The organism is Clostridium sp. X, assembly GCF_055755365.1.
In genome coordinates this window covers 415,547-435,459 of record NZ_CM146912.1, presented here as the reverse complement: position 1 = coordinate 435,459, position 19,913 = coordinate 415,547, and the positions used below count along the sequence as shown (strand labels likewise).

Below are 19,913 nucleotides of genomic sequence, written 5' to 3'. Positions count from 1 at the left end.
TAATGAAGGGCTTATCTAGTAATGCCTTCCTGGAGTATGTAAAGACAAAAAATGTAATACTCCTTAAGCATAGCAAAGAGGACATACTGGAAGAGGTTAAAGATGAGAATGTAATTGAGCAGCTTTATATATTAGGTGATTTTCATAAAAGAGTAATGGGATATGATAATTATGTGGGTCATAGACTAGAAGATAAGCGAGGAAGAATTGTTGAGCAGTATAAGGTTTATAATAAAAGATTCAAAAGACAATATGACTCTATAAGAAACAAAGATACTCATAATAGCTTTGAGAAGTTATTACTAGAACATGGAGAAGAGTATATAAATAGAGCAGAGGAAAGTATAAATATAATAAATAGTTATGGATATTTAGATTTAATAAAAAGAAGTATGAAAAGGATTGAGGTGTGCCTCGGAAATACTCACCACAGTGAGCTTATAAGGAGGGAGTATATAGAAGCAACTAATCTAAATAATTGTTTTTATGATTTAGTAGAAGTAGATGCTGTTTATTTATTTAACAAATTATTAAAAGACGGAGTTAAATTGAATTATAGTAACTTAATAGAAAAATTTTGTGAAATAGAAGGATTGGATCATAGAAGTCAGAAATTTATAGAAGCTTTAATAGCTTATCCACAAGACTTTATGAAATGCTGTAGTAAATACAATAAAAGGTATGGGAAAGCTGATGAGGATAGGTATGTAAATAAATTAAATAAAGTAATTAGTAATGATAGCTTTAAGATATTATTAGGGGAGGTGGGGGGATGTTAGAAAATTCAAGGTTTAAAGATAGAAAGGCTTTAGTAGAATATGATTTAAATATGGAGCTATTTAAATCATATGATTTTAAGGTTATAGATATTATTGCTGTAAGAAAAGTATATATACTTATCACAGACAAGGGTAATAAAATATTAAAGAAGCTTAATTACGGAATAGATGAATTAGAATTTATTTATTCAGGCTTAGAGTATGCTAAAAATAATTCTTTCTATAGAGTATTTAATTTTGTAACTACTAAAGAGGGGAAGCCTTATGTACTTTGGGGGAAGAATATTTATTGTGTTATGGATTTAATTAATGGAAGAGAAAGTGAATATTTTAATCCAATTGACGTCCATATCGCATCTAAAGGCTTAGGAGAACTTCATAAAGCTTGCGAGGGATTTAGATATGATAATAAAATAAGATACACTTGTGGAAAAACTATAGATAATTTTAAGAGAAGGTTAGAAGAGATGGATTTATTCATAAGTATCTCCAAGATAACAGAAGAAAAAAATGAATTTGATACAATATTTTTAGAAAATGTTAGTTACTATAAGAGTCAAATGGAAGAAAGTATAAGATTTTTAGAAAAGTCAAGTTTTTATAAACTTTGTAGTCAAGAGGATAAAATAGTACTATGTCATAATGATTTAGCTCATCATAATATATTGATTAAAGAGGATGAGGCATATTTTGTAGACTTTGATTACTCAGTTATTGATTTAAGAGTTCATGATCTATGTAATTTTATAAATAAAGTAGGAAAAGGCTCAGCATATGATATAGAAAAAGCAAAACTTATAATACAAGATTATTGTGTGGAAAATGAATTATTAGATAAAGAACTTCAGGTTTTATATGGACTATTGATGTTCCCACAAGATTTCTATATTATATGTAAGGATTATTATACAAGGAAAAAAGATTGGAACTATGAAATGTTCTTAGATAGACTGATTAAGAAAAATGATTTCAAAGATGATAGAAGAGAATTTCTAGAAAAATTTAAAGATGATATACTAAATTAGTATACTATGGTATTGTATAATTAGTAAGTTTTAGGTTAATATTTAAAATATTAACCTAAAACTTATTTTAAATTAGAAGGTACTTTTTATTGACAAGAATACTAGTGTATAATATAATCATATTAAACCACTAGGGATAATGGGTATTAAGGAGATAGGATATGAAGATTTCTACAAAAGGAAGATATGGATTAAAAGCAATGGTTGATCTTGCTTTATATTCAACAGATGAAAATACAGTAACTTTAAGAAGTATTTCTGAGAGACAAAGCATTTCAGAAAGATATCTAGAGCAGATCTTTTCATCTTTAAAGAAGAGTGATTTAGTGAAGAGTATAAAAGGTCCCCAAGGAGGTTATATGCTCGGAAGACAAGCTAAAAATATATCTGTTGGAAGTATTTTAAGAGCTCTAGAAGGAGACATTCACATAGTATCAACTGAAGAAGAGATTAATTGTAAAATAGATAAGTGTATAAAAGATAATCTTTGGAATAAAATTAATGGAAGTATAGATAAAATCGTAGATTCTATAACTCTAGAAGACTTAGTTATGGAATATAGTAAAATAGATAATGAAGAGTATATGTTCTATATATAATAAAGATTTATAAATATAGTAATTATATTTAAATGAGATTTATAACAGTTAAATATTAGATAAATTCAGATTATAGTATAAACTTTAATAGGGGGAATTATGATGAAAATAGCAAAAAATTTAACAGATTTAATAGGAAATACACCTTTAATGCAATTATCAAACTATGAAAAAGTAAATAACTTAGAAGCTAATATTATTGCAAAAATAGAATATTTTAATCCATCAGGTAGCGTAAAAGACAGAATCGGTTTCGCTATGATACAAGATGCTGAAGAAAAAGGACTTATAAATAAAGATACAGTAATAATCGAACCTACAAGTGGTAATACAGGTATAGGTCTTGCCTTTGTAGCAGCAGCAAAAGGATATAGATTAATACTAACAATGCCAGAGTCTATGAGTATAGAAAGAAGAAAAATGCTAAAGGTTTATGGAGCAGAACTTGTATTAACACCAGCACCAGAGGGGATGAAAGGTGCTATATCAAAGGCAGAAGAGCTTGCTAAAGAAATTCCAAATTCTTTTATACCACAACAATTTAATAACCCTGCTAATGCTGAAATACACAGAAATACTACAGCAGAAGAAATTTGGAGAGACACAGACGGAAATATAGACATATTTGTTGCTGGAGTTGGAACTGGTGGAACACTTACAGGGGTAGGAGAAGTTTTAAAGAAAAGAAATCCTAATGTTAAAATTGTAGCAGTAGAACCAACAGATTCATCAGTATTATCAGGAGGAAAACCAGGCCCACATAAAATACAAGGTATAGGTGCTGGATTTGTTCCAGGAGTTTTAAACACTGAAGTAATTGATGAAGTAATACAAGTATCAAATGATGAATCTTTTGCAGTTACTAGAGAACTTGCAAAGACAGAAGGTCTTTTAGTTGGTATATCTGCTGGTGCAGCAGTTCAAGCTGCTAAGATACTTGCTCAAAGAGAAGAAAACAGAGGAAAGAATATTGTAGTTGTGTTACCAGATACAGGACAAAGATATTTATCAAACCCAGTATTCGAATACTAAATCGCTGTTATAGATAGAATATTATTAGAGACTTATGCTAGACTTATCTAAAATTTTAGAGTGTCTAGATAAGTCTTTTGTTGAATTTTTTATAGTTTTTTATTTATAACTCTAAAATTATTGTAAAATTTAAGTTTTTCTTTTAGTAATTTGAATTTTACTGTATAATAGTAAGGATTTGAATAGCAGATAATAGATAAGGATGGTTATATGGAGAACAAAATGGAAGTGTATATGGATAATAGTGCTACCACAAAACCCTATGATGAAGTTATAGAAGCTATGGTGGATACTATGAAAAATTATTATGGTAATCCCTCCTCTTCGCACATCTATGGATTAAGAGCTGAAAAAAAACTAAATGAAGCACGTGAAGTAATTGCAAAAACATTAAATTGTACTAGAGATGAAATAATTTTTACATCTGGTGGAAGTGAAAGCAATAACTTTTTAATAAGGGGTTTTTCAAAGCCTGGAACTAATGTAATAACTTCTAGGATAGAACATCCAAGCGTTATGAATACATTTAAAGAGTTAGAAAAGCAAGGTATTAGTGTAACTTATTTAGAAATAGATAATGAGGGTAAAATAAATCTTGAACAATTAAAGAATAGCATAAATAAAGATACTGTACTTGTAAGTATAATGCATGTAAATAATGAAGTGGGTGTAATACAAGATATACATAAAATAGGAAGTATAATAAAGGAAAAGAGCAACAGAGCTAAATTTCATGTTGATGCTGTACAAAGCTATGGTAAGTTGAAAATTGATATAAAAGAAGATAAGATAGATTTATTATCTATTAGTGGTCATAAAATTCATGGACCTAAAGGTATTGGTGTTGCTTATATAAAAAAAGGACTTAACCCTGAACCTCTAATTCATGGAGGAGGTCAAGAGAGAAAGCTGAGAAGTGGTACAGAAAACCTACCTGGTATTGTAGGACTATCTGTGGCAGCAAATAAGATATATAAGAGTATAGACGAAAATTTGAATAAAGTATTAGAGTTAAAATCATACTTTATTGAGAGACTAAAGGAATTAGAAGATATAAGAATAAACAGTGAAGGATCAAATTTTTTGCCATACATATTAAGTGTATCTTTTAGTGGAGTTAAGGGAGAAGTTTTACTTTATGCCCTTGAAGACAATGGAATTTATGTATCTAAAGGATCAGCCTGCTCTTCGAAGCTTCAGGGAAAGAATTATGTTTTAGAAGGATTTGGATTAAAAGAGGCAGATATAAATAGCACTATAAGATTTAGTTTTAGCGCATATAATTCTAAAAACGAAGTAGATTATGTAATAGAAACATTAGATAAATCCCTAAAATTCTTAAGGAGAATGAAAAAATGAGACAATTAATTCTTATAAAATACGCATCAGAAATATTTTTAAAAGGCCTAAATAAAGGTAAGTTTGAAAAGAAATTAAAGGACAATATAAAGCTGGCACTAAGAGGCACTAGCTATGAGCTTGTAAATGATCAAAATAGATGGTTTATACATTCAGAGAATCTTAACGAAGTTATAGAAAAGGTTAAAAAGGTTTTTGGAGTAGCTGGCCTTGCACTTGTTACGGAAGTTGAAGCAGATTTTGATGTTATAAAGGAGCAAGCGCTTATTGAGCTTAAAGAAAGTAATGCAAAAACTTTCAAGGTAGAAACTAAGAGAGCTAACAAGAGATTTCCTATAAATTCAATGGATGTTAGTAAGGATGTAGGTGCCCATTTACTTAGAAACACTGAGGATTTAACAGTAGATGTTAGAACACCGGAATGTGTTGTAAATATTGAAATAAGAGAAAAGGCATATATATATTCAAAAATGATAAAGGCTGTAGGTGGAATGCCTTATAAAACTAATGGAAAAACAATGTTAATGCTATCAGGAGGAATTGATTCACCAGTAGCAGGATATATGATGGCAAGACGTGGAGTAGAAGTTAGTAGTGTATATTTCCACAGTCATCCTTACACAAGTGAGAGAGCAAAAGAGAAGGTTAAAGATTTAGCAGCTATTCTTAAAGAGTATACTGGTTCTATGAATCTTTATGTAGTTCCATTTACTGATATTCAAATGTCTATCATAAATAAGTGTAGAGAAGACGAATTAACAATAATAATGAGAAGATTTATGATGAGAGTAGCTTGCAAAATAGCAGAAGATAAGGAATTTCATTCTGTTGCAACTGGAGAGAGCATGGGACAGGTGGCAAGTCAGACTATGGAAGGGCTTGTTGTAAGTGATGATGTTTCAGATAGACCAGTTTTTAGACCTCTTATTGGAATGGATAAGGAAGATATAATGGATATAGCAAGAAATATAGGAACTTTTGAAACTTCTATACTTCCATATGAAGATTGCTGTACTATATTTGTTCCAAAACATCCAAAGACAAAACCTAGACTTGTAGATATAAGGAAGTCGGAAGAAGCTTTAGAGATAGAGAGATTAGTGGAAGAAGCAGTAAACGGCACGGAGCTTATTAAGTTGTAAGTAAAGTAATTTTTAAAGCGAAAGGGGAGAAATAAAGGCTGCATCTTTGTGCAGCCTTTATGTATAAAATGGATAGAAAAATATATATAGACTATGCATCTACAACGTACTTAGAAGAAGAGGTTTTAAATGAAATGATTCCGTACTTAACTAAGTATTTTGGGAATCCTTCTTCAGCTCATTCTATGTCAAGAGAAGTTAAGAAGGCAATATATGAAGCAAAAGTAAAAACTGCAAAAGCTATAAATGCAAGTAGAGATGAAGTATTCTTTACTTCAGGGGGATCAGAAGCTAATAATTGGGCACTTAAGGGAGTAGCATTTAGAAATAAAGATAAGGGTAATCATATAATAACTACTGAAATTGAACATCATTCCATTTTGAATACCTGCAAATATTTAGAAGAGCAAGGCTTTAAAGTTACATATCTTCCAGTAGATAATATGGGAATTGTAAGTACAAAGGATTTAATAAAAGCCATAAACAGTGATACTATATTAGCATCTGTAATGTTTGCTAATAATGAAGTTGGAAGTATTCAAAAGATTAAAGAAATAGGAGCCATATGTAGAGAAAGAGGAATACTCTTTCACACAGATGCAGTTCAAGCCATAGGACATATCCCTGTAGATGTAAAGGAAATGAATATAGATTTACTTTCTATGTCTGCTCATAAATTTTATGGACCTAAGGGAATAGGTTCTCTTTATATAAAAAAGGGAACGAGAATACATAATTTAATTCATGGTGGTGCTCAAGAGAGGGCAAAGAGAAGTGGAACAGAAAATGTATCTGGAATAGTAGGACTTGGAAAAGCTATAGAAGTAGCCTCTAACAATTTAGAATCAGAAAATAATAAGTTAACTCTACTCCAAGATAAATTAATTAATGGACTTCTAAATATTCCATATACAAGGCTAAATGGACCAACAGGAAAAGAAAGACTTCCGGGTAATGTAAATATTAGCTTTAAATATGTTGGAGGAGAAGCTATGCTTGTAGCTTTAGATAATATGGGCATTTATGCTTCGAGTGGAAGTGCCTGTGCATCAGGTTCCTTAGAGCCGTCACATGTACTTGTAAGTATGGGATTACCTGAGGATATAATTAAGTCCTCTTTAAGATTCTCAATGGGAAAAGGGACTGTAGAAGAAGAAATAGATTACTTAATTAAAACTATACCTAGTATAGTTGAGCGAATAAGAAGTTTAAATCCAGAATGGGAAAAGCCAAAACAAAATTAAATGTTTACCAAAAAATAGTTAAATCCTGCAATGTTGCAGGATTTAACTATTTTTTGGCGATACTCCTAAAAGCATTTAAGGTATCGTCGGCAGTCTTAAGCCAACTAAATTCGCTACTTTTAAGCAATGCTTTGCGAGCAAGATCTTTTCTTAAGAAAGAGTCCTGTAAAACTCTTTTCATAGCCTCGGCTAACTCATCAATATCATATGGATTTATAAGAATACCAGCATCTTTTACTACTTCAGGGACAGAAGTTAAATTTGAAGCGATTATAGGAGTTCCACAAGCCATAGCTTCAATAGGAGGTAAGCCAAAACCTTCATATAATGATGGATATACAAAAAGTTTAGAAGCATTATAAAAAATAGGCATATGTTCTAGTGGAATAAAACCTGGAAAGAGTACATTACTGCTTACATTATAATTTTCAGCAGTGCTTTTATAAAGTTCGTAAGATTTACCTTTATTCCCTGCTATGACTAGCTTAAGATTTTTCTGATTTATCTTACTAAATGCTTGTATAAGTCCTACAATATTTTTTCTAGGACTAAAACCTCCTATATAAAGAATGAAATCATCATTGATAGAATAATGTTTAGCTATGAAATCTTTACAGTAATCCTTTTTTAGCGGAATATATATATCTTCATGTGCTAAATGAGTTACGAATATTTTTTCTTTAGGAAAATTAAAGGCTTTTATTATATCTTGCTTGGAGTAATCAGATACAGTTATTATGCCGTCACATAAGGGAATAATTTTTGGCATTTCCCTTAGAAAGATTTCAAGATATCGCTCACCTACTGTTTCAGGCATCTTATAAGGTATAATATCATGAAGAGTTATGATAAATGGACAGGTTTTCTCCTTAGGCAGACCGATACCGTTTTGAGGAACGTGATATATATCGATATCTTCACTTTTAAGTATATTAGGAATATTTACTTCATCCCAGAAATTTCCTTGAATATCTTGAGTGATATTTTTGATTTCAAAGTTAGAATTAAAATTAATATCATAGCAACTATTATTAGGCATAAATAGCAAATAGTCATTATAAGAGTCAATTTTATTTAAGGAATTAATAAGTTGATAAGAGTATGTTCCTATGCCAGTGCCTCTATACCACTTTGCTGCACGTGAATCGATTCCTATTTTCATAACGCATCCCTTCAAAAAAGTAATAATATTATAGTTCATTATATTGTTGTGCACTAATAAATGTTAATAAATCATTATAATAAAAAAATCTTCTAAATAATGAGAGAAGTACATATAAATTTATAGGGGAGGCGATAAAAAATGATGAGGGAGTTTGAAATAGAAAGACAATTTGATATTAGAATTGAGAGTATAAAGCCAAATAAAGGTGTATACTTTTTGAAAACTAACAAAGGTATGAGATGCCTTAAAAGAATAAGTTATGGCGTTCAGAAACTTTGTTTTGTATATGGTGCTAAAGAACATTTAATAAATAATGGATTTCCAAATGTAGATAAGTATAGCTTAAATCTAGACGGAGAACCTTACGCTCTTGTAAATGAAGATATTTATACTCTATCTGATTGGATAGAGGGAAGAGAGTGTGATTTTCAGAATGATGATGAGATAGCAAAAGCAGCTAAAGCATTAGCTAATATGCACATAGCTTCTAAAGGATATGATCCGCCAGAGAATAGTAAGTTAAAGACAGATTTAGGAAGATGGCCTCATCTTATGGAAAAGAGAGTAAAGGCATTAGATAAGATGAGAGACATGGCTAGAAAAAAAGGTAGAAAAGGTGATTTTGATTTAAATTATGTAAAAAGTATGGAGTTTTACAAGGAGCTAGGAAAGAGAGCTAAAAATGTATTAACTACTTCTACTTACTTAGAATTATGCAGAATTACAGAAGAAGAAAAGAGTTTTTGCCACCATGATTATACTTATCATAATATAGTTATAGACAAAGATGAAAATATTAATATCATAGACTTTGACTATTGTAAACGTGAAGTTAGAGTATATGATATATCTAATTTTATAACAAAAGTACTTAAAAGAAGAGAATGGGATATTAATTGTGCTAAGTTAATTATTGATTCGTATAATGAGGTTAGCCCACTGACAGAAGATGAATATAGAGTATTATTTGCATTTTTATTATTTCCTCAACGTTTCTGGAGACTTGGAAATAGATATTATTATAATGAAGTCAATTGGGGAACAAATACATTTAATAAAAAGATTCAAACATTAATTAATGAGCAAGAGAATTACATGAAATTTATTGAAGATTTTAAGAAAGAATATAATCAACAGGAAGATCTATGATAAGAATAAATATTTTTTATGAAAAGCCATATAAGTTATTTTACACTTATATGGCTTTATTGTAATGACAATTCATTATTGAGGAACTATATTATTAAGTATTTAATATGTTATTATATTAATAGGTTTATTATAATTAATTTTGAAGATAGGAGGAAACCTAAAGGTTTATATATTAGGTGAAATTTATTATGGAGTATAAGTCTAATATAAAAAGCATAAGAGAATTAAAAAAAGAAGCAAGAGAGATGTTAAAAGGTAAATGGGGAATAGCGATAATTGTAAGCATTATTGTAATAGTTATTACTAATGCTTTTTCAACCAGTGGGCAAATAGCACAAGGAATTAATGCTGTATCACAGGGCTTGTTTTCAGGTAATCTTAGAGTATGGCAAACTTCACAAACTACTACATCAACTACATTAGTAAATATTGGTAGATTAATTAATCTCTTAATAGGTGGAAGTATAACCTATGGACTCTCTCATTTCTTTTTGAAGTTAATAAGAAATGAAAATCCTCAAATTAAAAACTTATTTTTAGGATTTAAATACTTTGGTAAAAACTTTTTAATCAATCTAATTATAGGAATATTTTCTGTTTTATGGAGTCTTTTAGTATGGATTCCAGCCATAATAGTAATCTCAATTATTTCAGTAAGTACATTTACTCAGTTAAGCTTAAATGAAGGAAATTTTCCGAATATGGCCTTGGGAACAGAAATTATTCTAGCTTTATTAATAATAATATGTATTATAATTACTTATATTATTATCTTGAGGTATGCTATGTCTTATTATATTTTTATTGATAATCCTCACTATACTGTTATGGAGTGTATTGGTACTAGTAAGGAAATGATGGAAGGAAATAAAGTAAGACTACTTACTCTACGATTAAGCTTTATTGGATGGGATATACTAGCTATATTAACTATATTTATAGGATATTTATGGCTGAATCCATATATTAATACAGCCAGTGCAATCTTCTATAATAACTTAAAGATGAGTACAGAGCCGGAAGAAGATAAAGACTCTATGGTATCTTTATATAAAGAGAATCCATATGATGATAACAAATAATCAATAAGGTACTATTCAAAAGGACAGGAGGCGAGAACTCCTGTCTTTTTATGTACTATTAGCTATATAAAATACTTAGCATTTTGGAAAGAGACTATTTTCTACAATTAGTTATTTGTTAAGAAGTATAGTACTAAAAAGAAAACTGTAAACATAATAGTATATATAACATAGTATAACATAAGAGCATAGTATATTGGAGTTGATATTTTGAATATAGGGGACGTTGTAGTTAGAAAATCTTACGACAAAGATATCACTTTTAAAATAATAGATATAAAGGAAGAAGAAGACGGGACTATTTATATTCTTAAAGGTATAAATTTAAGAATAGTAGCAGACTCATTAGAAGAAGATTTAGAGTATGCACCAGAAAAATATATAAGTGAAAAAGAAATTACCTTTAATAAGAAGGTGAATAATTGTATAAAGAAAATATTAATAACTAGATCAGATGAAAAAAAGTATAGAATTGATGATGGAATAAGAAAAAACAAAAGCAGTAAAGAAGTAAAAGAAAGTAAGCCATCTATGCTATTTGGAAGGCCAGGTAGAGTTCTGCATATAGATGGAGATGCAGAATATCTAGATGTATGCTTAAAGACCTATAAACAGTTAGGCGTAGAGGCTATAGGAGAGGTAATACCTGAGGCAGAACAGCCCAACAGAGTTCTTGATCTTGTAAAGAATGTAAAGCCAGACATAGTTGTATTAACGGGACATGATTCTATAATAAAAGGTACAAAAGACTATATTAACATAAATAATTATAAGAATTCTAAGTATTATGTTGAGACGGTAACAGAACTTAGAAATTATGAACCTAATTATGATGATTTGGTTATTTTTGCTGGAGCATGTCAGTCTTGTTATGAAGCCATACTTGATGCAGGTGCTAATTTTGCAAGTTCACCTAATAGAATATTAATTCACTGCCTAGATCCTGTTTTTATATGTGAGAAGATAGCGTATGCAAATGTAGGTAAAATAGTATCTATTCATGATGTAATACAAAACACCATAACAGGAGTAGAGGGTATAGGTGGACTTGAAACTAGAGGTAAATATAGAGAAGGATTTCCGAAATCTAAGTATTCTTAAAGTATTTAAGATCTTATTAGATAAAAGTTATATAAAAAATTATAAAGTTGATTATGTACAATTTTACAGTTTCGTAACAAATAATTTATTTAAAAATGAGTATATTAAAATGAAATTTGCAGATAATATCTTTAGGGATACTTAAGAGCAAGATTCACGGCTTCAAGATTGGTGTTCTTCTTGAAGCTTCATTTGTTTACATAAAATTCACATTGACAAATGCAATTCATAATGATAAAATGATTAGTTATTTGACAATAAGACGCAAAAGTAGTATAATATTTGTAGTAGAAAGAGGGTGCTAGCTGTGGATAGAAAAAATGTATTAGCGTCCATTAAAAATGAAATTGATGATCATATAGGAGAAAAAGTGACGCTACGAGCTAACAACGGCAGAAGAAAAATCATAGTAAGTAATGGAGTGCTTGAAAAAACATATACTAGTATTTTTGTTGTTAGATTAGAAGACGACATCCAAAGGACAGTCACATATAGCTACTCAGATGTTTTGACAAAAACAGTTCAAATAGACTTTGCTGGTTAAAAAAAGATACTGAATTTCAGAGGTACTGAAATTCAGTATCTTTTTTTCTTTTAAAATAAAAAAAATTTATATTAGTATCATATTTTTTGAGGCAAGTCTATATATATTAGTTAGTAGGTATTTTATGGGAGGAAGGATGGATGGCTATGGAGTTAATTAGAGAAAACATAGAGTATGAACAATTATTAGATGAACAGGTTATTGATAATGTGGTGAAGGAAGAATATGTTATACCTGATGTTCAACCAGATGTAGTAAAAATTTTAATGTTAGAAGCTAAACCGAAGATAACTAATAAAGAGATTATGCAGAATAAAGTATATGTAGAAGGTCAAATTACTTATAATGTACTTTATTTAGCAAATGGAGAAAATGGAAATGAAGTTTATAATGTAATCAATACTAAGGATTTTTCTAACTACTTAGATATGAATAGTGCAAGGGATGACGTCTCTTGTAATGTTGAATGTAATATTGAACATATTAATTGCAATATAATTAATGAAAGGAAAATATCTATAGAAGGCATTATTCAATTAAATGTGCAAACATATAAGAAGAATGAACTTTCTATAGTTAAAGATGTAGATTCAATAGAAGATGTTCAACTTCTTAAGAATCCATCTTCAGTAGATAAAATTATAGGTACTGTGGATGGAGAAATGATAAGTAAGGCTCATATTCAAATACCTATGGACAAACCGGAAATAGGTAAAATATTGAAGTGTGAAGTTATGATTCATAAAAATGATGTTAAATTAATGGAAGATAAGTTACAAGTAGAAACTTTTGCTAAAGTACAAATATTATATAAGGGCTTAGGAGTTAGAGAACTTTATACTTTAGAGGAAGATGTATTTGTAAGCGATGAAGTAGAGCGTGATGGAGTACGACAATATATGAATGCTAAAAGTGAATTTGAAGTTGATAATATTATGTATGATATAAAGGAAGATGATTTAGGAGAAAATCGTATAATTGATGTTGAGGCTATAGTTAAGCATGAGACAAAGATTATGCATAAAGAAGAGTTTGATATGATAGAGGATGCATATTCTCCATCAAAGGTATTGAAAATGGATAAGAAAAATTATGATCTTAATGTAATTCTTGGTCATAATACAGTAGAAACAATTATAAAAGAAAATATAGAATTACCTAAGGATATGCCAAAGCTAGTAGACGTGATAATGCCATCAGGAAAATTAATAGTAACAGATAAAAAAATAGTTGAAGATAAAATTGTAGTTGAAGGATTATTAGATGTAAATGTTGTGTATAAAACAGAGGACGAAGAAAAATACATTGCAATGGTTAATGAAGAAATACCTTTTAGCTGCAATATAGATATTCCTGGAACTAAAATTGATATGGATTCTACAGTTAAGGTGTATTTAGAAAATCTAGAAGCATTTATTGAAGCTAATACAATTGCAGTAAAATGTGTTGCTAAAGTATATGCAAAAATTGAGTACAAAACTCACAAAGAATTTGTATTAGATATACTAGCATCAGAAGATGAAGTTGTAAATAAGAAGTCAAGTATAACTATTTATGTAGCTCAAGATGGGGATACATTATGGAAAATTGCTAAGAGATATTGTGCAACTGTAGAAAACTTAATGAAAGTTAACGAATTAGAAAATGAAAATATATTGGTAGGAGCAAAGTTAATTATACCTGGTAGAGCAGTTATATAGTAAAAAGGCGATGAAAATCGCCTTTTTATTTGCTATATGAAATAATTAAATATAATATAGTGATTATATTATATTTAATTATGTTATAATATTAGCTAAATTAAATTCTTTACCATGGGGGAAAAGTTATGTTAATAAAAGCATACGCAAAGATAAATATATCACTAGATGTAGTAGGTGAACGAGATGATGGATATCATTTATTAGAAATGATAATGCAAAATATCGAATTATATGATCTTTTAATGTTGGAAAGGTGCAGACGCGGTATTGATATACAGTGTAATAAATCATACATTCCTTTAGATGAACGAAATTTAGCCTATAAGGCGGCTGAGTTATTTATAGATACTTATAACATACGTGAGGGAGTAAGTGTTAACATAACTAAGAATATTCCGGTATCAGCAGGACTCGCTGGGGGTAGTACAGATGCAGCTGCTGTGTTAGTTGCTATGAATAAGATTTATGATATTAATGCAGATTATGATGAATTAAGTAAATTAGGTTTAAAAATAGGTGCAGATGTACCTTATTGTATAAAAGGAGGTACTGCATTCTGTGAAGGTATAGGTGAGAAAATTACTAAACTTAAACCTTTTAAGGGGCATATTTTAGTTCTAGTAAAACCTAATTTTGGAGTATCGACTAAAGAGGTTTATAAAAGTTTAGATATAGATAAAATATATAAACATCCTGATACAATAAATATAATTAGAGCTATGGAAGAAGATGATATTAGATATGTAAGTGAGAATATGAAAAATGTATTAGAAAATGTTACTTTAAAAAAACATACAATTCTTAAAGAGATAAAAGAAAAGATGCTTAGACATGGATCGCTTGGTTCTATGATGAGTGGTAGTGGACCAACTATATTTGGATTTTTTGATGATATATTAAAAGCACAAAGATGCTACGACTATTTTAAGGAAAAGTTTACTGAGGTTTATATAACTAGGACAATTTAAATATAACAGTGGTATAGAGGTTTTAAGCATATCCGATTTAAGATAATACACAGTATTTATTATTGCTGAATTTTCATATTAGCATAAATAATATTCTGTGTATTTTGTTTTTTTGTATAAGACATATATTTAAGTTTTATGTAATGTGTATATTTTATATCCCTTATACAGAAAATATGATGAGTAAAATAGGAGTGATGTGATATGAGAATAGTAAATTTATTTAGTATTTATTTTTTAATTCTATTAGTAGCTCAAGGATTAATATTAGACTTAGTGGATAGTAAAAAGCTTCAACAAGGTAATAATAGAGTGGGAATGAAAACAAGACATGTAGGTAAAGGAATTATTATAATAGGAATTTTACTATTTGCATTAAGATTTATGCTTGAAAGATAATAAATTCTCGCATTATTTAAGAAGACTAAAGGAAGGATGTGAAGCACTTGAAGGAAGAAATCAAGGATGATATATCATGGGATGTAGAAAAAGATGTGAAGTATATAAAAGACTTGCTAAAAGATAACTCCGATGTAGTGTTCAGACAATTTCGTATTCAAAAAATGAATGCAGCTATTATTTACATAGATGGAATGTCAGATAAATTTTTGATAAATGATTATGTACTTGAAAGCTTAATGCATGAAGATGAGCCTATAAGGGATGTACATGATATTAAAGATAAAATATTAACTGTTTCAGATATGAGGGAAGTAGAGAAATTATCAGAAGGTATAAATGCAATGCTATCTGGAGAGACTCTGATGTTAATTGATGGCCTAGGAGTAGCTTTTATTATAGCAACTCGTTCTTGGCCGGCTAGGGGAGTAGGAGAACCTTCAGGAGAGACTGTAGTTAGGGGAGCTAGAGAAGGTTTTACTGAAACAGTGAGATTCAACACTGCACTAATAAGACGAAGAATAAGAGACACTAGATTGAGGATGGTAGCAAAGAGCATTGGGGTACGCTCAAAAACCGATGTTGTAATAACCTATATAGATGATATTGTAAATAAAGATGTACTTGATGAATTAACCGAGAGAATAAATGACATAAAAATAGATGCTATATTAGATAGTGGATATATATGTCAGTTGATAGAGGATAACGAAATGTCACCATTTCCACAAATTCAAAGTACAGAAAGACCAGATGTTGTGGCAGCAGCTCTTTATGAAGGAAGAATTGCAGTGCTAGTAGATAATTCTCCTTTTGCTATTATTGTACCAACAACACTACCAAATTTATTTCAATCACCAGATGATTATTATCAACGTTGGATAAATGGATCATTTATAAGACTTGTGAGAATAATTGCATTAATAGCTTCTATTATTATGCCAGCTTTTTATATAGCTATAACATCTTTTCATACATCGATTATACCTGTAAGGCTTGCATATTCAATTGCTGCATCGAGAGAAGGGGTCCCTTTTCCGGCTTTTATTGAAGTGATAATTATGGAGATTAGCTTATCCTTACTTATAGAAGCAATAGTAAGACTTCCAAGGCCTATGGGAGCAACAATAGGTATAGTAGGTGGTTTAATTATCGGTCAGGCAGCAGTAAGTGCAGGGATTGTGAGCCCTATAATGATAATTATAATAGGAACTACTGCAATAACTGAGTTTATTGCACCTAATTATGAGGTTGCCATAGGAGTGAGAATGGTAAGGTTCATAGTGATATTAGCTTCAGCAGTGGTAGGGCTTTTTGGTATTATGCTTAGCCTAATTCTAGTACTTACTCATCTAATTAGACTAAAGAGTTTTGGTATACCTTATCTAGCACCAATGGTTAATGGAGATGCTAATGATTTTAAAGATCTATTTGTAAGATTACCTATTAAATTTTTTAAAAGAAGACCTACTTATATGGGAACTAGGGATAAAATTAGACAGAAATAGTTTGAAAGAGTGGTGATTTAGCCTTGGTAGATAAAAAGAACGTTATAAGTAAATATGATTTATTTGTAACTATAGTACTTACAGTAACAGGAACATCTCTATTTTTTTATCCTAGATTGTTAAGTGAGAAAGTTGGAACAGATGGATGGTTTGTAATTATTTTAACAGGAGCTTTATTAGTCCCTCTTTTGTATATCTTATGTAAATCAATAAAAGTTAATGGATATAGAAGATTTACGCTAATGTTAGAGGATGTTTTTGGAATAATTCTGGGAAAAATAATAGCCATGTATGTTGTTGTGGCTGCTGTATTTATTATTTCTGTAGAAATGAGAATTTTTACAGAAGTTGTTAAGATGTATCTGTTAGATAAAACACCTGCTGAATTTATAATACTATTAATGATTTTAGTTGGAAGTATTCTTGTAAGAGGAGAAATCGAAAGTGTTATAAAGTTCAATGGTGTGGTGTTTTGGATTATGTTTATACCTATGATATTAGTGATTCCTTTTGTATTATTCGATGCTGACTTTACTAATATATTTCCAATACTTAATCATGCACCTATAGAGTATATAAAGGCTGTAAGACCAAGTTTATATAGTTTTGTTGGCCTTGGAGTAATATATATGGTATTGCCACTACTTAAAGAAAAAAGAGGAGCCTTTAGGGTTGCTGTTAAAAGTATAGTTTTTCTTGTGGTTTTTTATTCAATTATGGTATTAGCAACGTTATTTGTATTTCCAAGTAGATATAATGCAAGTTTACTTTGGCCAACGATTACAATGATATCCACCGTAAATATCCAGGGTACGTTTTTAGAACGGTGGGAAGGATTCGTAATGATCTTTTGGATATTATTTTATTTTGCTAAATTTGTAAACTTGTTTTGCTTTAGCTCAGAAATAGTAAAAGATGTATTTCGCTTAGAAGATATGAAACTTTCAGTGGCTGTAACAGCACCATTTATATATATAATAGCCCTATATGCCGAAAATATAGCAGAAGTCTACGCTTTAAGAGATAGATTTATGCCATATATAGATATTATAATAATCGGACTAATACCTATAGCATTAATAATTGGTGGGCTTGGTAAAACGAGGAGAATTAGAGATGAAAGTTAAAAGGATAGTACCATTAATTTTAGTGTGTTGTCTTCTAAGCGGATGTTGGGATAAGATTGAAATCAATAGAAGAGCTTTTGTATCAACCATTGTAATAGATGTTGGCGAAAATATTGATAAGCAAGAGGAATTAAAAGATATAAAACCTAATGAAATATTTAAAGAAGATGAATATAAAAAAATAACTGTAACTTTTGGAATTCCTAATATAAGTGAATTAGGACCAGATAAAGGAGGAAGCTCAAACGAAGAATATATAACTGTTGAGGCTTTTTCTATGCAAGATGCTATTACAGAATTGGCGGCTAAGTCCAGTAGAAGTATTGATATAGGGCAAACAAGACTTCTGATAATGAGTAATGAAGTACTGAATTATCCAGAGGTTGTAAAGGAATTTTTAGATTTTTTCAATAGGCAGCCAGATATAAATAGAACAATGCTAACTTTAATAACTAAGGGTAAGGCTCAAGATTATACTAAGTTTGAACCACAATTAGAGAAAAATATTGGGTCTTTTATAGCAGGTATTATGGAAAATAGTACGAAAAATTCAAGTATACTTCCTATGAAATTAAATGAACTATTAATTCAGCTATATCAATATGGTAGTGTAGTTGTGCCTACTATAGAATTTGATGAGGAAGAAAAGGATAAAGTAGTTCTTTCAGGAGTAAGTTTAATAAAGGATTATAAGGTGGTTGGAGAGTTAACACCTATAGAAACAGCATCTTTGGAAATATTAAGAGGAACAATAGAGGGAGGAAAAGAGACTATATTAATAGATGGTCATCCTTTAGAGTTTGAGATAAGGGGAATAGATAGAAAAATAAGTTTGGTAGATGCTAAAGATCCTAAAAAGTTAAAGTTTAAAATAGATATAAACTTAGAGGGACAATTAAAGGGATATTACATGTCTGATACTATATTCTCTGAGGCAAAATTAGAAAAAATTCAAGATAGTTTTAATGATGTTATAGAAAGACGAAATGAAAAACTTGCACGAATAATACAAGAAGAATATGGTGTAGACGTTATTGGATTTAAGGAATATGTAGAGAAGTTTAAACCGAGTGTGTATAAAAAGATTGAGAATGATTGGGATGAAGTATATAAAAATGCCAATATAGATTTAACTGTAAGTACTAAGGTTAGAAGAATAGGAGTAACTAAATAAGAATTTAAATTAATTATGAAAAAAGAAAATTGCTTAGCGATTTTCTTTTTTTATTTCTATTAAGTTAAAGCATGTATAATAAAGTAAAAAAATGGAAACAATATTTTATATAAGAAATTAATTAAGTTGGGGGACAAGTAATATGAAAAAGATAATTGTAATTATATTTGTAATAACGCTTTTATTAGGAATTGTATTGGGAGTTTCATATAAGAGAGCTAATGCTAGTCAAGAAACTATTGCAGATAAGTTGATAAGATTTCATGTAATAGCTAATAGTGATACTGTAGAGGATCAGGCATTAAAATTAAAGGTAAGAGATGAAGTTTTAGATTATATGGCACCTAAACTTAAAGAATCAAAACATATCAATGAATCAAGAGAAATTATAAAAGAAAATAATGAAATTATAAAAGAAATAGCTAAGAAGGTAATAAAAGATAATGGATATACATATTCAGTAGACACAATGCTGTCAAATGAAAATTTTCCTGTTAAGACTTATGGAAATGTTACTTTGCCCCAAGGTACTTATGAAGCATATAGAATTATTATAGGTAATGGTAGTGGTCAAAATTGGTGGTGTGTTATGTTTCCACCTTTATGCTTTACAGATATAACAAAAGGGGAAGCATCCTATCAGGAAACAGAGGAAAATATGAAGAAGGTTTTAACTGAAAATGAATATGATATTGTAGATGCTAACAAAACAAATCAAAATAAGATTGAATATAGATTTAAGATTTCTGATACAATTAAAAGTATATATACAAAAATTCAAGACAGATAGATTGTCTTGAATTTTTGTAT

19 protein-coding genes are annotated in these 19,913 nt (G+C 29.6%); 18 read left to right on the top strand and 1 reads right to left on the bottom strand.

Translation table 11 applies throughout. The features are described 5' to 3' along the window. Positions 1-2: 2 nt before the first annotated feature. The 7 genes from ACX0KU_RS02140 (at position 3) to nifS (ending at position 7,180) form a co-directional block, all read left to right on the top strand. Complete coding sequence (locus ACX0KU_RS02140) at positions 3-779, top strand: spore coat protein (protein ID WP_472991279.1); 777 nt, start codon at positions 3-5, stop codon at positions 777-779. Next, the gene (locus tag ACX0KU_RS02135; RefSeq protein WP_472991278.1) at positions 773-1,804 is read left to right on the top strand and encodes a CotS family spore coat protein; all 1,032 of its coding nucleotides are present in this window, start codon (positions 773-775) and stop codon (positions 1,802-1,804) included. The genes ACX0KU_RS02140 and ACX0KU_RS02135 overlap by 7 nt, the downstream gene beginning before the upstream one ends. 161 nt (positions 1,805-1,965) lie before the next feature. Then, positions 1,966-2,403, top strand: a complete 438-nt coding sequence (locus tag ACX0KU_RS02130) for an RrF2 family transcriptional regulator (protein WP_472991277.1) — start codon at positions 1,966-1,968, stop codon at positions 2,401-2,403. A gap of 99 nt (positions 2,404-2,502) precedes the next feature. Beyond that, positions 2,503-3,435 (top strand): cysteine synthase A, encoded by a 933-nt coding sequence (gene cysK, locus ACX0KU_RS02125; protein WP_472991276.1) that lies wholly within the window; start codon positions 2,503-2,505, stop codon positions 3,433-3,435. Between the two features lie 222 nt (positions 3,436-3,657). Continuing rightward, positions 3,658-4,794, top strand: a complete 1,137-nt coding sequence (locus ACX0KU_RS02120) for a cysteine desulfurase family protein (RefSeq protein ID WP_472992390.1) — start codon at positions 3,658-3,660, stop codon at positions 4,792-4,794. Then, positions 4,791-5,936, top strand: coding sequence for a tRNA uracil 4-sulfurtransferase ThiI (gene thiI, locus ACX0KU_RS02115; protein WP_472991275.1), 1,146 nt, complete (start codon positions 4,791-4,793; stop codon positions 5,934-5,936). Before ACX0KU_RS02120 ends, thiI begins: the two co-directional genes overlap by 4 nt. A gap of 68 nt (positions 5,937-6,004) precedes the next feature. Beyond that, entirely contained in the window at positions 6,005-7,180 is a 1,176-nt protein-coding gene (gene nifS / locus ACX0KU_RS02110; protein WP_472992389.1) for a cysteine desulfurase NifS, read from the top strand. Positions 7,181-7,226: 46 nt separating this feature from the next. Here nifS and ACX0KU_RS02105 read toward each other — a convergent pair whose 3' ends face one another. Beyond that, positions 7,227-8,342 carry a glycosyltransferase family 4 protein gene (locus ACX0KU_RS02105; RefSeq protein ID WP_472991274.1) on the bottom strand — a complete coding sequence of 372 codons (1,116 nt, stop codon included), beginning with the start codon at positions 8,340-8,342 and terminating at the stop codon, positions 7,227-7,229. 141 nt (positions 8,343-8,483) lie between these two features. Here ACX0KU_RS02105 and ACX0KU_RS02100 point away from each other — a divergent pair, with 141 nt between their 5' ends. The 11 genes from ACX0KU_RS02100 (at position 8,484) to spoIIR (ending at position 19,893) form a co-directional block, all read left to right on the top strand. Then, positions 8,484-9,494, top strand: a complete 1,011-nt coding sequence (locus ACX0KU_RS02100) for a CotS family spore coat protein (protein WP_472991273.1) — start codon at positions 8,484-8,486, stop codon at positions 9,492-9,494. A 191-nt stretch (positions 9,495-9,685) separates the two neighbouring features. Next, entirely contained in the window at positions 9,686-10,579 is an 894-nt protein-coding gene (locus ACX0KU_RS02095) for a DUF975 family protein (RefSeq protein ID WP_472991272.1), read from the top strand. Positions 10,580-10,789: 210 nt separating this feature from the next. Then, positions 10,790-11,680 (top strand): sporulation peptidase YabG, encoded by an 891-nt coding sequence (yabG, locus tag ACX0KU_RS02090; protein WP_472991271.1) that lies wholly within the window; start codon positions 10,790-10,792, stop codon positions 11,678-11,680. Positions 11,681-11,987: 307 nt separating this feature from the next. Further along, a complete protein-coding gene (locus ACX0KU_RS02085; protein ID WP_472992388.1) occupies positions 11,988-12,224 on the top strand; it encodes a Veg family protein in 237 nt (78 codons plus the stop codon). Positions 12,225-12,364: 140 nt separating this feature from the next. Next, entirely contained in the window at positions 12,365-13,924 is a 1,560-nt protein-coding gene (locus tag ACX0KU_RS02080) for a DUF3794 and LysM peptidoglycan-binding domain-containing protein (protein WP_472991270.1), read from the top strand. A gap of 128 nt (positions 13,925-14,052) precedes the next feature. Continuing rightward, on the top strand, positions 14,053-14,895 hold the full coding sequence (ispE, locus tag ACX0KU_RS02075; RefSeq protein ID WP_472991269.1) for a 4-(cytidine 5'-diphospho)-2-C-methyl-D-erythritol kinase: 843 nt from the start codon (positions 14,053-14,055) through the stop codon (positions 14,893-14,895). Between the two features lie 204 nt (positions 14,896-15,099). Further along, entirely contained in the window at positions 15,100-15,294 is a 195-nt protein-coding gene (locus ACX0KU_RS02070) for a CLC_0170 family protein (RefSeq protein ID WP_472991268.1), read from the top strand. A 47-nt stretch (positions 15,295-15,341) separates the two neighbouring features. Beyond that, positions 15,342-16,802, top strand: a complete 1,461-nt coding sequence (locus ACX0KU_RS02065; RefSeq protein ID WP_472991267.1) for a spore germination protein — start codon at positions 15,342-15,344, stop codon at positions 16,800-16,802. A gap of 23 nt (positions 16,803-16,825) precedes the next feature. Beyond that, the gene (locus ACX0KU_RS02060; RefSeq protein WP_472991266.1) at positions 16,826-17,929 is read left to right on the top strand and encodes a GerAB/ArcD/ProY family transporter; all 1,104 of its coding nucleotides are present in this window, start codon (positions 16,826-16,828) and stop codon (positions 17,927-17,929) included. Next, entirely contained in the window at positions 17,919-19,103 is a 1,185-nt protein-coding gene (locus ACX0KU_RS02055) for a Ger(x)C family spore germination protein (RefSeq protein ID WP_472991265.1), read from the top strand. The genes ACX0KU_RS02060 and ACX0KU_RS02055 overlap by 11 nt, the downstream gene beginning before the upstream one ends. Before the next feature lie 142 nt (positions 19,104-19,245). Next, positions 19,246-19,893: a stage II sporulation protein R gene (gene spoIIR / locus ACX0KU_RS02050; protein WP_472991264.1), complete on the top strand. Its 648-nt coding sequence runs from the start codon at positions 19,246-19,248 to the stop codon at positions 19,891-19,893. The last annotated feature ends 20 nt before the right edge of the window (positions 19,894-19,913 follow it).

Coding starts and splice junctions, on each gene's coding strand:
- thiI (WP_472991275.1), top strand. CDS start 4,791: ATGAGACAATTAATTCTTATAAAATACGCATCAGAAATATTTTTAAAA.
- ispE (WP_472991269.1), top strand. CDS start 14,053: ATGTTAATAAAAGCATACGCAAAGATAAATATATCACTAGATGTAGTA.
- ACX0KU_RS02140 (WP_472991279.1), top strand. CDS start 3: ATGAAGGGCTTATCTAGTAATGCCTTCCTGGAGTATGTAAAGACAAAA.
- ACX0KU_RS02135 (WP_472991278.1), top strand. CDS start 773: ATGTTAGAAAATTCAAGGTTTAAAGATAGAAAGGCTTTAGTAGAATAT.
- ACX0KU_RS02120 (WP_472992390.1), top strand. CDS start 3,658: ATGGAAGTGTATATGGATAATAGTGCTACCACAAAACCCTATGATGAA.
- nifS (WP_472992389.1), top strand. CDS start 6,005: ATGGATAGAAAAATATATATAGACTATGCATCTACAACGTACTTAGAA.
- ACX0KU_RS02105 (WP_472991274.1), bottom strand. CDS start 8,342: ATGAAAATAGGAATCGATTCACGTGCAGCAAAGTGGTATAGAGGCACT.
- cysK (WP_472991276.1), top strand. CDS start 2,503: ATGATGAAAATAGCAAAAAATTTAACAGATTTAATAGGAAATACACCT.
- ACX0KU_RS02100 (WP_472991273.1), top strand. CDS start 8,484: ATGATGAGGGAGTTTGAAATAGAAAGACAATTTGATATTAGAATTGAG.
- ACX0KU_RS02070 (WP_472991268.1), top strand. CDS start 15,100: ATGAGAATAGTAAATTTATTTAGTATTTATTTTTTAATTCTATTAGTA.
- spoIIR (WP_472991264.1), top strand. CDS start 19,246: ATGAAAAAGATAATTGTAATTATATTTGTAATAACGCTTTTATTAGGA.
- ACX0KU_RS02080 (WP_472991270.1), top strand. CDS start 12,365: ATGGCTATGGAGTTAATTAGAGAAAACATAGAGTATGAACAATTATTA.
- ACX0KU_RS02130 (WP_472991277.1), top strand. CDS start 1,966: ATGAAGATTTCTACAAAAGGAAGATATGGATTAAAAGCAATGGTTGAT.
- ACX0KU_RS02055 (WP_472991265.1), top strand. CDS start 17,919: ATGAAAGTTAAAAGGATAGTACCATTAATTTTAGTGTGTTGTCTTCTA.
- ACX0KU_RS02095 (WP_472991272.1), top strand. CDS start 9,686: ATGGAGTATAAGTCTAATATAAAAAGCATAAGAGAATTAAAAAAAGAA.